Source organism: Streptosporangium sp. NPDC004379 (assembly GCF_042873875.1).
Lineage (GTDB): Bacteria > Actinomycetota > Actinomycetes > Streptosporangiales > Streptosporangiaceae > Streptosporangium.
In genome coordinates this window covers 54,157-66,385 of record NZ_JBIAMC010000009.1, presented here as the reverse complement: position 1 = coordinate 66,385, position 12,229 = coordinate 54,157, and the positions used below count along the sequence as shown (strand labels likewise).

General features: G+C 74.5%; 11 protein-coding genes. 6 read left to right on the top strand and 5 right to left on the bottom strand.

What is annotated here, in order from left to right; translation table 11 throughout:
- Position 1 precedes the first annotated feature (1 nt).
- On the bottom strand, positions 2–484 hold the full coding sequence (locus ACFYSC_RS20460; protein ID WP_362944594.1) for a cation:proton antiporter regulatory subunit: 483 nt from the start codon (positions 482–484) through the stop codon (positions 2–4).
- 320 nt (positions 485–804) lie between these two features.
- On the opposite strand from ACFYSC_RS20460, the gene ACFYSC_RS20455 reads away from it, so the two are divergent.
- Positions 805–1,965 carry a saccharopine dehydrogenase family protein gene (locus ACFYSC_RS20455; RefSeq protein WP_389963729.1) on the top strand — a complete coding sequence of 387 codons (1,161 nt, stop codon included), beginning with the start codon at positions 805–807 and terminating at the stop codon, positions 1,963–1,965.
- A 138-nt stretch (positions 1,966–2,103) separates the two neighbouring features.
- Here the strand turns inward: ACFYSC_RS20455 and ACFYSC_RS20450 are convergent, their stop codons facing one another.
- The gene (locus ACFYSC_RS20450; protein WP_389963726.1) at positions 2,104–3,072 is read right to left on the bottom strand and encodes a helix-turn-helix transcriptional regulator; all 969 of its coding nucleotides are present in this window, start codon (positions 3,070–3,072) and stop codon (positions 2,104–2,106) included.
- Positions 3,073–3,167: 95 nt separating this feature from the next.
- Here ACFYSC_RS20450 and ACFYSC_RS20445 point away from each other — a divergent pair, with 95 nt between their 5' ends.
- The gene (locus ACFYSC_RS20445) at positions 3,168–3,617 is read left to right on the top strand and encodes a hypothetical protein (protein ID WP_389963723.1); all 450 of its coding nucleotides are present in this window, start codon (positions 3,168–3,170) and stop codon (positions 3,615–3,617) included.
- A 51-nt stretch (positions 3,618–3,668) separates the two neighbouring features.
- Here ACFYSC_RS20445 and ACFYSC_RS20440 read toward each other — a convergent pair whose 3' ends face one another.
- The 3 genes from ACFYSC_RS20440 to ACFYSC_RS20430 all read right to left on the bottom strand — a co-directional run bounded on the left by ACFYSC_RS20440 (position 3,669) and on the right by ACFYSC_RS20430 (position 7,584).
- On the bottom strand, positions 3,669–6,119 hold the full coding sequence (locus ACFYSC_RS20440; RefSeq protein ID WP_389963720.1) for a polysaccharide lyase 8 family protein: 2,451 nt from the start codon (positions 6,117–6,119) through the stop codon (positions 3,669–3,671).
- A gap of 217 nt (positions 6,120–6,336) precedes the next feature.
- A complete protein-coding gene (locus ACFYSC_RS20435; protein ID WP_389963718.1) occupies positions 6,337–6,804 on the bottom strand; it encodes a calmodulin-binding protein in 468 nt (155 codons plus the stop codon).
- A gap of 189 nt (positions 6,805–6,993) precedes the next feature.
- Positions 6,994–7,584: an HD domain-containing protein gene (locus ACFYSC_RS20430; RefSeq protein WP_389963716.1), complete on the bottom strand. Its 591-nt coding sequence runs from the start codon at positions 7,582–7,584 to the stop codon at positions 6,994–6,996.
- Positions 7,585–7,801: 217 nt separating this feature from the next.
- On the opposite strand from ACFYSC_RS20430, the gene ACFYSC_RS20425 reads away from it, so the two are divergent.
- From ACFYSC_RS20425 to ACFYSC_RS20410, 4 genes are all read left to right on the top strand, one after another.
- On the top strand, positions 7,802–9,634 hold the full coding sequence (locus tag ACFYSC_RS20425) for an alpha/beta fold hydrolase (protein ID WP_389963714.1): 1,833 nt from the start codon (positions 7,802–7,804) through the stop codon (positions 9,632–9,634).
- Between the two features lie 212 nt (positions 9,635–9,846).
- Positions 9,847–10,566: a class I SAM-dependent methyltransferase gene (locus ACFYSC_RS20420; RefSeq protein ID WP_389963711.1), complete on the top strand. Its 720-nt coding sequence runs from the start codon at positions 9,847–9,849 to the stop codon at positions 10,564–10,566.
- 16 nt (positions 10,567–10,582) lie between these two features.
- Positions 10,583–11,530 carry an alpha/beta hydrolase family protein gene (locus ACFYSC_RS20415; RefSeq protein ID WP_389963708.1) on the top strand — a complete coding sequence of 316 codons (948 nt, stop codon included), beginning with the start codon at positions 10,583–10,585 and terminating at the stop codon, positions 11,528–11,530.
- A 253-nt stretch (positions 11,531–11,783) separates the two neighbouring features.
- Complete coding sequence (locus ACFYSC_RS20410) at positions 11,784–12,215, top strand: Fur family transcriptional regulator (protein WP_389963705.1); 432 nt, start codon at positions 11,784–11,786, stop codon at positions 12,213–12,215.
- Positions 12,216–12,229 lie beyond the last annotated feature (14 nt).

The following is a 12,229-nucleotide window of genomic DNA, read 5'->3' as shown; positions in this document are numbered from 1 at the left end:
CCTATCCGTTGGTGAGGATGTCGGCGACGGCGGAGGTGCTCTCGGGGCTGCCCACCACGACGATCACGTCGTCGGCGGCGAGTCCGAACTCGGGCCCGGGGCTGGCGAAGACCTGGCCCCCGCGGACCACGGCCACGACGGAGGCGCCGGTGCGGGTGCGGACCCGTGCGTCCCCCATGGGCCGCCCGACGTACGGCGTGCCGGCCAGGACGGGGAGCTGGAGGCTGACCAGGCCCTCGACCTCACGGTGCAGGGCGTTGAGACGCTGGACGATGCGCGGGGCGCCGAGCAGCTCGCACAGCGCGTCGGCCTCCTCGTCGTTGAGCTTCACGGTCTCGCATGCCCGGTCGGGGTCGTGTTTGTCGTATATGACCAGGTCACGGCGTCCCGTCCGGTGGGAGACGACCCCGACCCGGCGTCCCGACCGCGTGGTGAACTCGTGCCGCAAACCGATTCCGGGCAGCGCCGTCTGCTCGACCTCCACCGTTCCCAACCCTTCGCTCGTTCAGGAAAATGTCTGATTTTCGCAACGAACCTATCGGCTGAGGCGTTCCCTGGCCTAACCTGCGGGCCCGCCCGGGAGGGACACGCCGGAAAAGGGCGGGGAGACGGGAGCGCGTGGCCCGGCGGGGAGCCTCCGGAGGGCCGTACGGGAGTGTGGGCGGGACGTGGGACGGGGCGGCGAGGCCGTACGGGCACGAGGGTGGATCGTGGGACGGGGCGGCGGGGGTCGTGCGGGAACGGGAACGGGGACGGGGTGGCCGGAAGTCGCATGGGAGTCCCCGGACAGGGGAGTCTCATCCCATGCCCGAAGACCGCCCGTACGACATCGTGCTCCTCGGCGCCACCGGCTTCACCGGTGGCCTCACCGCCGAATACCTCGCCCGCCACGCCGGTCCCGGCGTCCGCTGGGCCGTCGCCGGCCGCGACCGCGCCAAGCTCGAAGCGCTCGCCGAGCGCGTCGGCCTGCCCGGACTGCCGCTGCTGCACGCCGACGCCACCGACCCCGTCTCGCTCGCCGCCGTCGCCCGCCGGACCAGGGTCGTCGCCACCACGGTCGGCCCGTTCACCCTGTACGGCGAGCGCCTGGTGGCCGCCTGCGCCGAGGCGGGCACCCACTACGCCGACATCACCGGCGAACCGGAGTTCGTCGATCTGATGTACCTCCGTCACCACGACCGGGCGCGGCGGACCGGCGCGAAGCTCGTGCACGCCTGCGGGTTCGACTCCATCCCGCACGACCTGGGCGCCTACTTCACCGTCGGGCGGCTCCCTGAGGGTGTACCGATCGAGGTGGACGGGTTCGTCCGGGCCGGCGGCCGGCCGTCCGGCGGCACCCTCGCCTCCGCGCTCCTGGTGCTCTCCCGCGCCCGCCGTACGGCCGAGACCGCGCTGGCCCGCCGCCGGATCGAGGAACGCCCAGCGGACCGCCGCGCCCGGGGCCGCGCCGGGACGCTCCGCAACGTCGGCGGCTGGGCGCTGCCGCTGCCCACGCTCGACCCGCAGATCATCGCCCGCTCGGCCCGCGCGCTGGAACGCTACGGCCCCGACTTCACCTACCGCCACCACGTCGCCGTCCGGCGGCTGCCCACCGCGCTCGGCCTCGCCGCGGGCGCCGGGGCCCTCGCCGCGCTCGCCCAGGTGCCCCCGGCCCGCTCCTGGCTGGCGGGCCGGATCGCCGCGGGCGACGGCCCCACCCCCGAGCAGCGGGCCAAGGGCTGGTTCAAGGTCACCTTCCTCGGCCGGGGCGGCGGCGAGCGCGTCGTCACCGAGGTCGCGGGCGGCGACCCCGGCTACGACGAGACCGCCAAGATGCTCGCCGAGTCGGCCCTGTGCCTGGCCTTCGACGACCTGCCCGAGGCGGCGGGCCAGCTCACCCCGGCCGCGGCGATGGGCGACGCGCTGATCGACCGGCTGCGCCGGGCGGGCATCACGTTCCGGGTGCTGAGCGACTCGCGCGCCTGACCCGTCCGGCGGGCCGTCCGCTCAGGAACCCGCGTGCTGAGCGACTCACGCGCCTGACCCGACCGGCTGTGTCGCGCGGTCGTCACGTTCCGGGCGCTGGGCGACTCGCGAGCCTGACCCGTCCGGCGGGCCGTCCGCTCAGGAACCCGCGTAGCGGGCGGCGAGAGCGCGGGACGTCCCGGCGAGGCGGGCGCGCAGCTCGGGCGGCGCCAGGACCTCGGCGTCCACGCCGAGCGCGAGGAACGTCCGGTGGGCGTGGTCGAGCGACTCGATGGGCAGCGTCGCGCGGATCCAGCCGCCCGGCTCGGCGGCCCCGGTGGCGGCCAGCGCACGGGCCGCGGCGCCGTCGAGGCCCGCCGCGCCGCGCGGGGAGAGGCGGACGACCGCCGCTCCCCGGTGCAGGCGGGCGTGGAAGTCCTCCTGGTGGCGCCGCCAGTGGGCGGCCAGATCGAAGCCCTCGGGCGGCGAGCACTCCTCCTCCAGCACGGTCAGCTCCAGGATCTGGTCCACCCGGTAGGTGCGCGGCTCCGCGCCGGGGTCCGCCGCCGCGACGACGTACCAGCGGCCCGCCTTGAGCACCAGGCCGTACGGCGCCAGCCGCCGCTCGACGTCGGTCGGCTCCTTCCAGCGGCGGTAGCGGACCTCCAGCATCCGGCCCTGCCACACCGCGTCCGCGACCCGTGGCAGGAACCGGAGATCGTCGTCGTCGGCGTACCAGCCGGGTGCGTCGAGGTGGAAGCGGGCCCGCATCCGGTCGGCCTGCCCGCGCAGCTCCGGTGGCAGGGCCGCGCGCAGCTTGAGCTGTGCGGCCGCGAGGTCCTGTCCGAGCCCGAGCTGGGCGGCGGGCCCGGGGACGCCCGCCAGGAACAGCGCCTCCGCCTCGGCGGCGTTGAGCCCGGTGAGGCGGGTGCGGTAGCCGGCCAGCAGCCGGTATCCGCCCGAGTGCCCGGCGTCCCCGTAGAGCGGCACGCCCGCCGCGTGCAGCGCCTCCACGTCGCGGTAGACGGTGCGCACCGACACCTCCAGCTCCCCGGCGAGCTGGGCGGCGGTCATCCGGCCCCGAGTCTGGAGCAGCAGGATGATCGAAAGAAGGCGGCTCGACTTCACTGCCACAAGATGTCAGGGGAGCGGCCCTATGGTCCAGCGGTACCGGGGCGGAGACCTCGACGCCCCCTTCCCGAAGACACCACAGGAGACCGTTCGTGAACGACTTCGACTTCTTCATCGGCACCTGGGACGTCGCCAACCGGCGGCGTACGGACTTCCTCGACGCGGCGAGCGAGTGGGAGGAGTTCCCGGCGGTCAGCCACGCCTCCCGGCACTTCGGCGGCGGGGCGAACTTCGACGAGATCGAGTTCCCGGAGCAGGGCTCCGCCGGGCTGACCCTGCGGCTGTACGACCAGGAGACCGGGCAGTGGTCGCTGTACTGGGCGAGCAAGCGCACCGGCACGCTCTTCCCCCCGGTCGTCGGCCGCTTCTCCGGCGGCCGGGGCGAGTTCTACGGCGACGACACCTACGAGGGCACGCCCATCCGGGCGCGTTTCATCTGGTCGGACATCACCGGGGACTCCGCCCGCTGGGAGCAGGCGTTCTCCGTGGACGGGGAGAAGACCTGGCTGACCAACTGGACCATGGTGTTCACCCGCCGCTGACCTCCCGCGGCGCCCGGGGCCGCCCCGGGCGTCCCCGCCGCGGTGAGGACGTCAGCCGAGCCGTACGGTGACCGTGTGCGAGGCGCCCTCCCGGCCGGCCAGCCGGCCCCAGGTGAGGACGAGCCTCCGCCCGGTCGCCGCGGCGGTCAGCAGCGGGTGACCGACCGGTACCGCCGCCACCGGCCGTTCCCAGGTCACGGTCAGCTCCTCCAGGTCGCGCCGGGGATCCGCGACGGTCAGCGTGGCCGTGCCGTCGCCGCGCTCCCTGACCAGCACCGCGCACGGGGCCGAGGCGGTCAGCGGCCCCGCGGTCCCGCCGTTCCAGAAGTTGACGGCGGTGAGGCCCAGCGACGGCACGTGGACGCCCTGCCGGCGGCGGTCGTTGGCGAGCACGCGCACCCAGCCGGGATCGGCGGCGCGGGCCCGCGTCACGGCCCGGCTCGCCCCCGGCATCAGCAGGTAGAGGTAGCCGGCCGAGACGGGATCGACGCCGTGGTCCAGCCAGAGCGTCACGTAACTCCTGGTCACCGCGCCTCCGGCTGCGGCGCCTCCGGCCGCGTGTCCGGCGGCCGGCCGTCCCGGGACGGCCGCCGCCGAGGGCCCTCCGTCCGCGGGGGTCGCCGCGTGTCCGGCCGGCGGCCGCCCCGGGCCGGCCGTGCGCTCCTCACGGAGCGTGCGCAGCCGGGCGCAGGGCAGCACGTAGCCGCCGTGCCCCTCGAGGTGCGCCCAGCCCGCCGTACGGTCCACCGTGAGACGCGCGGCGGTCCGGCGGTTGTCCACGACGGTCTCCACCGGAACGCCGTCCGAGCAGCCGATCCCGGCGCCCAGGCAGACCACGGCGTCATCGAGGAAGAACCACGACTTGAACGCCTCCAGCGTGCTCTCCAGGCCGGTCAGGTGCTGGCCGACCGCCGCGTACCGGCCGTCGGTCGCGCCGCCCGCCCAGCGGACCGGCGGGCGGACCTCGCCCCACGCCGCGCCCGCGCCGTCGGCGAGCCGCCGGGTGGAGACCGTCGTGCCGGGCAGGCGGTAGGGGTCCACGGTCTCCCAGAAGGAGTCGGAGTACTGGTCGCCGTGGCCCTCGGCCCACCAGTGGAGCATCCCGGAGCCGGTGTGCCAGCCGCGGAGGTTCTCGCCGTTGCCGTGCTCGTAGCGGCCGATCCGGTCCGAGGCCATGCTGAGCCCCGCGCACCAGCCGCGGCCCCGGTGGACGGCGCGGGCGCTCGCCGGGAACAGCCGGTGCCCGGCGGGCTCGGCGGCGGCGAGGACCCCGTCGTCGTCGAGGAGCGCGGCGAGCCGGGCATGGAACCCCAGGTCCTCGCGTTCGGCCGCCCCCCGCATGGGCCGGACGGTGTCACGCAGCGCCCATCCCTTGACCAGGCTCCGCCAGCGGGCCCGTTCGGCGGGGGAGGCCGTCTCGCCCAGCAGCAGGATCGCCGCGGCGATCGCGCGCCCCCGGGCGTGGTCACCGTACGGCCCGCGGCCGACGGCGCGCCCGCTGACGAGGTCCATGCAGAGGCCGTCGTGGACGAACGGCGCGAACGACCTCTCCACCGCGTCGAGGACGACCTGCCGGGCCGGGTCGGTGACCTCCCACGGTGAACCGCGCAGCACCGCGAACAGGGCCGCGAGCCCCGACAGCAGCGACGCCCCGTAGGTGCCCTGGTAGGGGACCCAGGTGTGCTGGATGAACGAGCCGTCGCGGTGGAACCCGTCGCCCTCGGTGACGTGGGGGAAGACCGGCGACAGCGCCGCGACGGCCCGCGCGGCCCCGCCCGGGTCGGCGGCGAGGACGGCGCGCAGCAGCCGCACCGTGCACAGGTCGACCCGGTTCGCCCCGGTGCTCGTCCCGTCGTAGTCGTCCAGGACGGACTCGGGCGCGAAGTGGTCCACCGCCGCGAGCAGCGCCGCGGCCCGCTGCCGCCCCAGGTGGGGGTCTGTGAGCAGCGCCGCGTCGAGGAGCGCCCGCGGGACGCCGATCCGCCAGTGCCACCAGTTGCCGGTCGCCTCGGCGCCCGCCGCGTACACCCGCCGCCGGTAGTGGTCCACGCCGTCGGCGACGGCCCCGGCGAGGCCCGCGTCTCCGGTCAGGCCGGTCCCGGGCAGCGCGTACGCGCGGGCCATGGCTCGCAGCCGGGCCGGGGTGGCGGTGAAGGAGGGGAACGGCAGGCCGGGCCAGAGCGACGACGCGCCGGGGCGCATGGAGTCCCGGTGCCGCGCCGCCGCCGCGCCCAGCTCAGCCAGCCGGCTGCGGTACGGCTCGGCCTCCGCGTCGAACCCCGACCCCGCCGTGACATCCCGCCAGGCGCGGCGCAGTGCGGCGAAGGGGTCGTCTTCCGGGCCCGGATCTCCCGGCCGCGCGTCGTCCCGGGTTCCGGCCCGGCGCTCGGTCCGGCGTTCGGTCCACGGGTGTTCGGCCGGGGGCAGGACCAGCGCCCCGGCCGCGACGGTCCCGCCGAGGCGGAGCAGTGACCTCCGGGAGTATCCGATCATGCCGGTCATGTCGGGATTATCACGCGCGAAGCCCGCCGCGTGACCGGAACGGCGCGGAGACGGCCGTGCCGGTCCGGCGCCGGTGATGAGACGGTCGTTCCGGCCCGGCATCGACGGTGTAACCGGTCCGGCGTCGACGGTGTGGACGGCCGTGCCCGCCCGGCGGGAGGACCGGGCGGGCACGGGGCGGCGCCCGGACGCCATCGCGCCGGGGCCTTCCGGGAGATCAGCCCGTGGGCATGTGAACCTCTCTCAGCAGTCGTGATCTCCACGGGCACCAGTAGCCGCCGGGCAGGAACGCGCCGCCCGCCTCGTCGAGGTGGTCCTCGAGGTATTGGATCGAGGAGTCGCACACCTCGATGGCGACCTCGAAGAACGCGGTCGAGGCCGGGTCGAGATTGAAGTCCCAGCCGGGGTTGTAGGGCGAGGGACGCTTGACTATCCTGCCCATGACGTGGGTGCGGTCCCGCTGCGCGCCGCTCAGGATGTCCCGGGCCTCCTTGATCTTGGCGGGGTCGCTGAGCTTGAAAATGAACTTGTCAGGGGTCGGCGGGTAGTCGAACTCGAAGTAGGCGTCGCCATCGTCGGCGCGCGGGCTCACGGTGTCGGCCTGCTCCGCCGCGGCGGGCTGGGCGAGGGCGAGCATCGCGATCGCCGCGAGGATGCCGATCTTGGTGGTGATGGTGCGTCGCATGGCAGCTCCGGTGCTGTCGGGCCGCGTCCACGGCCGTTCGCCACGCAAGGTAACAGTGAAGTGACTCGGAGTCACTGACGCGAGATGGTGCAACGCTGTGACGGCCCGCGCGGAGCCGGGACCAAAGGGATCGCCCGCGGTCCCGGCGTGCCGTCGCCCTGGCGCGCGGACCGTGCCGAACCGGAGGACTCAGGCGGATGGGTGGCCTTCGAGCGGATTGGCGGCGATCCGCCCCGCTACGTCGTTCCTGACCGACTCGGCGGCGGCACTGTCCGGCTTGCGCCTCGCCTGGTCCTCGAAGCACGCCAGGAACTCCGCGCCGAATCCCAGCCGGGGATGGCGGGCGAGCGTCTCCGCCCTGGCGTCCGCGGAGAACTCCTCCGGCCGCCGCCCGGACACGTCCCAGCTCGTGGCGACCTGGAGCAGGTGGGACTCGGGGTCGGCCGACGGGGACACGTCGTCGCGCATGTGCAGGACGATGATCTCGGCGGCCCTGCCGGCCCGCTCCACCGGCCAGCCGGCCGCCACACCGAAGACCCAGGCCAGCTGCCCTCCCGCCTCCTCGAACGGCAACCTGTGGCTGTCGAAGGCCTCGGTCAGTCCGATGTCGTGGAGAAGCGCCGAAACGTAGTAGAGCTCGTCGTCGAAGGCGATCCCGTGCGCCGCGCCGTACATCGCCCCCCACAGGTAGGAGCGGACGGAGTGATTGAGCAGCGCGGGCGAGCAGAAGCGGGTGGCCACCGACAGGGCCGCCGCGGCGGCGGGAGTCTCCGGAAACATGGGTCCACCTTCTCATCGGACCGCCGGATCCCGATCCGCGGCACCGTGGATCAGGACGGCCCGCCCGGCGGCCAGCCTGCCGTGGCCGAACGGTCCACACCACGCGGTCAGTCCCGAGACCACGCCACGGCGGTCGTCCGCCGGGTGCACCATACAGGCGCCGGGCGGAGGACCGGAGGCGGGCGCGCAAAGGGGATGCCGGAGTTACGTTGGACGGATGGAGATCAGGAATCTGGTGATCGCCGCGGCCCTCACGTCGACCCACCTGCCTGGTGTCCCCGCGACCGTGACGACCGGCACCCCCACGGCCACGGCGGAACCTCTGCACGGGTGCGCCAGGGCGACGGCGCGCTGCGACGGTGAGATCTCGGTACCCCTCGACTGGAACGACCCGTCCTCCGAACGGATCACGGTGGCGTTCGCCTGGCTGCCCCGCGCGGGCGCGAGCGGTACCGTCCTCGCCAACCCCGGCGGTCCCGCCGCCGCGCTGCCCGACGTGCCGGCCCTCACGGAGGTGCTCGGCCCCGTGCTCGACCGGCGCAACCTGCTGGTGGTCGAGCCCCGCGGGCTGGGGAAGTCCAGCCCGCTGCTCTGCCCCGACCTCGACCTGGGCGTCCCCGAGACCATCGCCGGGTGCGCCGAACGGCTGGGCCCCCGCCTGCGGTATTTCACCGCCGACCAGGCGGTGGACGACATGGACGCGGTCCGCCGGGCACTGGGCGTTCCCAAGGTGACGTTCCACGGCACCTCCTACGGCACGCTGTTCGCCCAGGCGTACGCGACCCGCCACCCCGGGAGCACCGCCGCGCTGTTCCTCGACAGCACGGTGACCACGAACCGTGACGGGTACGCGTCCTGGCCGCTACGAGCCCGCCTCGACCTCCTCGACCTCGTCTGCCGGGCCTCACGCGACTGCCGGTCGCTGCCCGGCACGGCAGGCGGCACCTGGACGCGGCTCGTGGAGCGCCTGCGCGCCCGCCCGGACCCGAAGGCGCCGCCCACCGGGCTCGCCGCCGTCGTGGCCAACGTCTCCCAGCCGGTGTTCGGCCGCGAGGCCGGGGCCGCCGCCACCGCCTACCTGCGGGGTGACCCGGCCCCGCTGCACCGGCTCGTCACCGCCGTCACCGCGGGCCCCGTCCCGCCGCTGAAGGGGTCGCAGTGGGCGGGCTACCTGGCCTACCGATGCGGCGACAGCGCGCTTCCCTTCGACCGGGACGCCTCCCCGGCCGAGCGCCGTGAGCAGCTCGACCGCCACTACCGCGAGAAGCGCCCGCTTCGGCCGTTCACCGTCGCCGAACTGGGCGGGACCTCGCCCCTGGACCTCTGCGTGAACTGGCCGACCCCTCGGCCCAGCCCGCCGGTGCCGCCGGACGCCGCGTACCCTGCGGTGCCGGTCCTGGCGGTGGGCGGCGACTTCGACACCGAGACCCCGGCCGAGGTCGCCGAGCAGGTGCGGCGCTTCCCGCGCGGTGTCTTCGTCCGGGTCCCCTTCGGCGGTCACAGCCTCGCCTGGGGAAGCCGGCCGGTCAACGAGTGCGTCCGCTCGCTCATGCGGTCCTTCCTGGACGACCCGTCCCGCCCGCTCCCCGCGGCGCGGTGCACGGCCGAGAACTACCGTGCGACCGGGGAGTTCCCGGAGACGGTGAAGGAGGCGACGCCGATCCGCGCCCCGGGCCTCTCCGCCCGGGACCGGAGGGTCGCCGGAGCGGCCTTCGCCACGGTCCAGGACGCGAGCGCCCGCCGCAACCCGTACTCCCTGCTCCACTCCCTGCTGAAGACCGAGCCGGGACTGCGCGGCGGACGCCTCGCCTTCGACGACGCGGCGAGGGCCATCTCCCTGGAGGACGTCAGGTTCGTCGGGAACCTCGCGGTCAGCGGCCGCGTCACCCTCCCGGAGGACCCGGACGGAGGCGGCGAGGCCGTCGCGCGGCTGACCGTCACCGGGGATGACGGCACGCCGCACGAGATCACCCTTTCGTGGCCGGTGTTCGTGGCGGAGGAACGCCCCCCGCTCTCCGGTACCTTCGACGGACGTCCCTTCTCCTCCTGACCGCCCGCCGCGGCCGGCGTCCCGAGCTCCCGCGTCCCCCGGTCCGCCGGTACGGCCGCCGGTCCGGGGGATACCCGGACCGTGACGCCGGGCCCCGGCGGGTGTGCGGCCGCGAACCCTTGCGGGTCCCCGATCCTTCCGCTGGGATCGCCCTGAAGAACCGGTGGAACCGGCAGCGAGCCGGTGGAGCCGGCCGAGGGAAGGGGACGAAGGTGTCCGAGCCATCAGAGACGCCATCAGAGACCGTCACCGGCGAACCGTTCGGTGACCGCAGCCCGACCAGCCACGAACGGATGACCGGACAGCCCTGGGACACGTCGTACCATGATGGTCCCGCGCCCTGGGACATCGAACGGCCGCAGCCGGCCGTGGTGCGCCTGGCGGCCGAGGGCGGATTCACCGGAACGGTGCTCGACGCGGGCTGCGGGACCGGCGAGAACGCCCTGCACGTCGCCGCGCTGGGACTGCCGGTCCTGGGCGTCGACGTGGCGGAGACGGCACTGGCGATCGCCCGGGAGAGGGCGGCGGACCGCGGGATCGACGCCGAGTTCGCCACAGCCGACGCCTTCCGGCTGGAGCGCCTGGGACGCAGGTTCGACACGGTGCTGGACTGTGGGCTGTTCCACACCTTCGACGCCGCCGAGCGACCCGGGTACGTGGCGAGCCTGGCGTCGGTGACCGAGTCCGGCGGCACCCTGTACGTGCTGTGCTTCGGCGCCGGCCCCGGCGCCGGCCCGCATCCCGTCAGGCGGGAGGAACTGGAGGCGGTGTTCGAGCCCGGCGGTGGATGGGACGTCGTCGCCGTCGAGCCGGACCGGATCCAGACGAGATACCACGACGATGGCGCGCCGGCCTGGCTCGCGACGATCAAGCGGATCCAGGCCGCGGGCCCGGCCGTCGCCGGGCGGAGCCGGCGCGGAAGCGGGCTCTGATCAATAGGCTGGTCTCATGCCGACCGGTCCGCGCCCGTATGACGTCACCTTCCCGAACGGGGAGGTGACGCTGGCCGGATCGCTGACGGTCCCCGACCGGGGCGGGGAGGCGGCGGGCGTGGTCATGGTCGGCGGGTCCGGGCCGTCGGACCGGGACAACGACGTCTACTTCCCCCCGATCCGGCGGCACCTCGCCGACGCCGGCGTCGCGGTGCTGTCCTACGACAAACGCGGCGTCGGTGGATCGTCCGGTGACTGGCGTGACGCGACCATCGGGGACCTGGCCGCGGACGCGGCCGCCGCGCTGGACTTCCTGCGCGCGACGCCCGGCGTACGCGCCGGCGCGGTGGGATTGTTCGGTCACAGCGAGGGCGGCTGGGTCGTCCTGCGCGCCGCCGCCGTCCGGGACGACCTGCCCTGGGTGATCACCAACAGCTGCCCCGCCACCACCCCGGCGGTCCAGGAGCGCCACGCCCTGACCGGCGTCCTGCGGAGGGTGGGAGCGGACGCGAGGGACACCGGCCGGACCCTGGCCCTGTACGACCGCCTCATCGAGGAGGGCCGGGACGGTGCGGACTTCGCCGCGGCGGCGGGACTCGTCGACGCGGCCGGGCCGTCACCCGCGTTCGCCTCCTACTGGGCCGAGGTGGACGAGCGCCTCTGGGAGTTCCTCAGGCGGAAGCAGGACCACGACCCCGTCCCGGACGTGGAGCGCCTGCGCTGCCCGCATCTGGCGATCTTCGGTGGCGCCGACGAGCTGGTCCCCGTAGCCGAGAGCGTCCGCCTGTTCGGCGCCGCGGCGTGCTGCCCGGACCGTCATCCCCGGGCGCGGCTGACCGTGGAGGTGTTCCCCGGAGCCGACCACCGCGTCCAGACGGACGGCGAGGGTCTCCTGGCGTCCCGCTACCTCGCCACCCTGGCCCGCTGGATCGGGCACCACACGCCCACGACTCCCACGCCGTGACCCGGCAGGGACCGCCCGGGGGCTGACCGGCCGGTGACGTCTACCGGTTCAGGCCCGGTTCGCCGACGAGTTCGTCCTCGCTCATTGGCGGGGGGCGGAAAGGCCAGGCGGGTGCCCGAGGTGACGGGGAGGGCGAAGGCGGCGGCCTTGCCGACGGTACCGGCGGATCCGGGCGAGGATGTCACGGCCGCACAACAGACCTGTACTACTCGTAAACTTGAATAGTTCGTGTGTGCCGGGGTAGGTTGAGACCATGACCTCATCCCAGCCCCTGACCACCGCCGAGGAGCTGCGTGGCGTCGGCCTGCGGGTGACGGCCGCTCGTGTCGCGCTACTCGAGACGGTCCGTGACGGCGATCACCTCGATGTCGAGGCGATCGCCTCAGGAGTGCGTGCGCGGGTCGGCCACATCTCACTTCAAGCCGTGTACGAAGCCCTGCACGCGCTCACCGCCGCAGGGCTCACCCGCCGCATCGAACCGCCAGGCAGCCCGGCCCTGTACGAGGGGCGGGTCGGCGACAACCACCACCACATCGTCTGCCGATCGTGCGGTGTCGTCGCCGACGTCGACTGCGCGGTCGGAGAGGCGCCCTGCCTGACAGCATCCGACGACCATGGCTTCTCGATCGTCGAGGCCGAGGTCATTTACTGGGGCGAGTGCCCCGCCTGTTCCACCGCCAGCTGATCCGGAAGGATTCC

Excerpts from the sequence above, each read along its gene's own strand:
- ACFYSC_RS20415 (WP_389963708.1), top strand. The coding sequence starts at position 10,583 with ATGCCGACCGGTCCGCGCCCGTATGACGTCACCTTCCCGAACGGGGAG.
- ACFYSC_RS20455 (WP_389963729.1), top strand. The coding sequence starts at position 805 with ATGCCCGAAGACCGCCCGTACGACATCGTGCTCCTCGGCGCCACCGGC.
- ACFYSC_RS20410 (WP_389963705.1), top strand. The coding sequence starts at position 11,784 with ATGACCTCATCCCAGCCCCTGACCACCGCCGAGGAGCTGCGTGGCGTC.
- ACFYSC_RS20425 (WP_389963714.1), top strand. The coding sequence starts at position 7,802 with ATGGAGATCAGGAATCTGGTGATCGCCGCGGCCCTCACGTCGACCCAC.
- ACFYSC_RS20430 (WP_389963716.1), bottom strand. The coding sequence starts at position 7,584 with ATGTTTCCGGAGACTCCCGCCGCCGCGGCGGCCCTGTCGGTGGCCACC.
- ACFYSC_RS20440 (WP_389963720.1), bottom strand. The coding sequence starts at position 6,119 with ATGACCGGCATGATCGGATACTCCCGGAGGTCACTGCTCCGCCTCGGC.
- ACFYSC_RS20435 (WP_389963718.1), bottom strand. The coding sequence starts at position 6,804 with ATGCGACGCACCATCACCACCAAGATCGGCATCCTCGCGGCGATCGCG.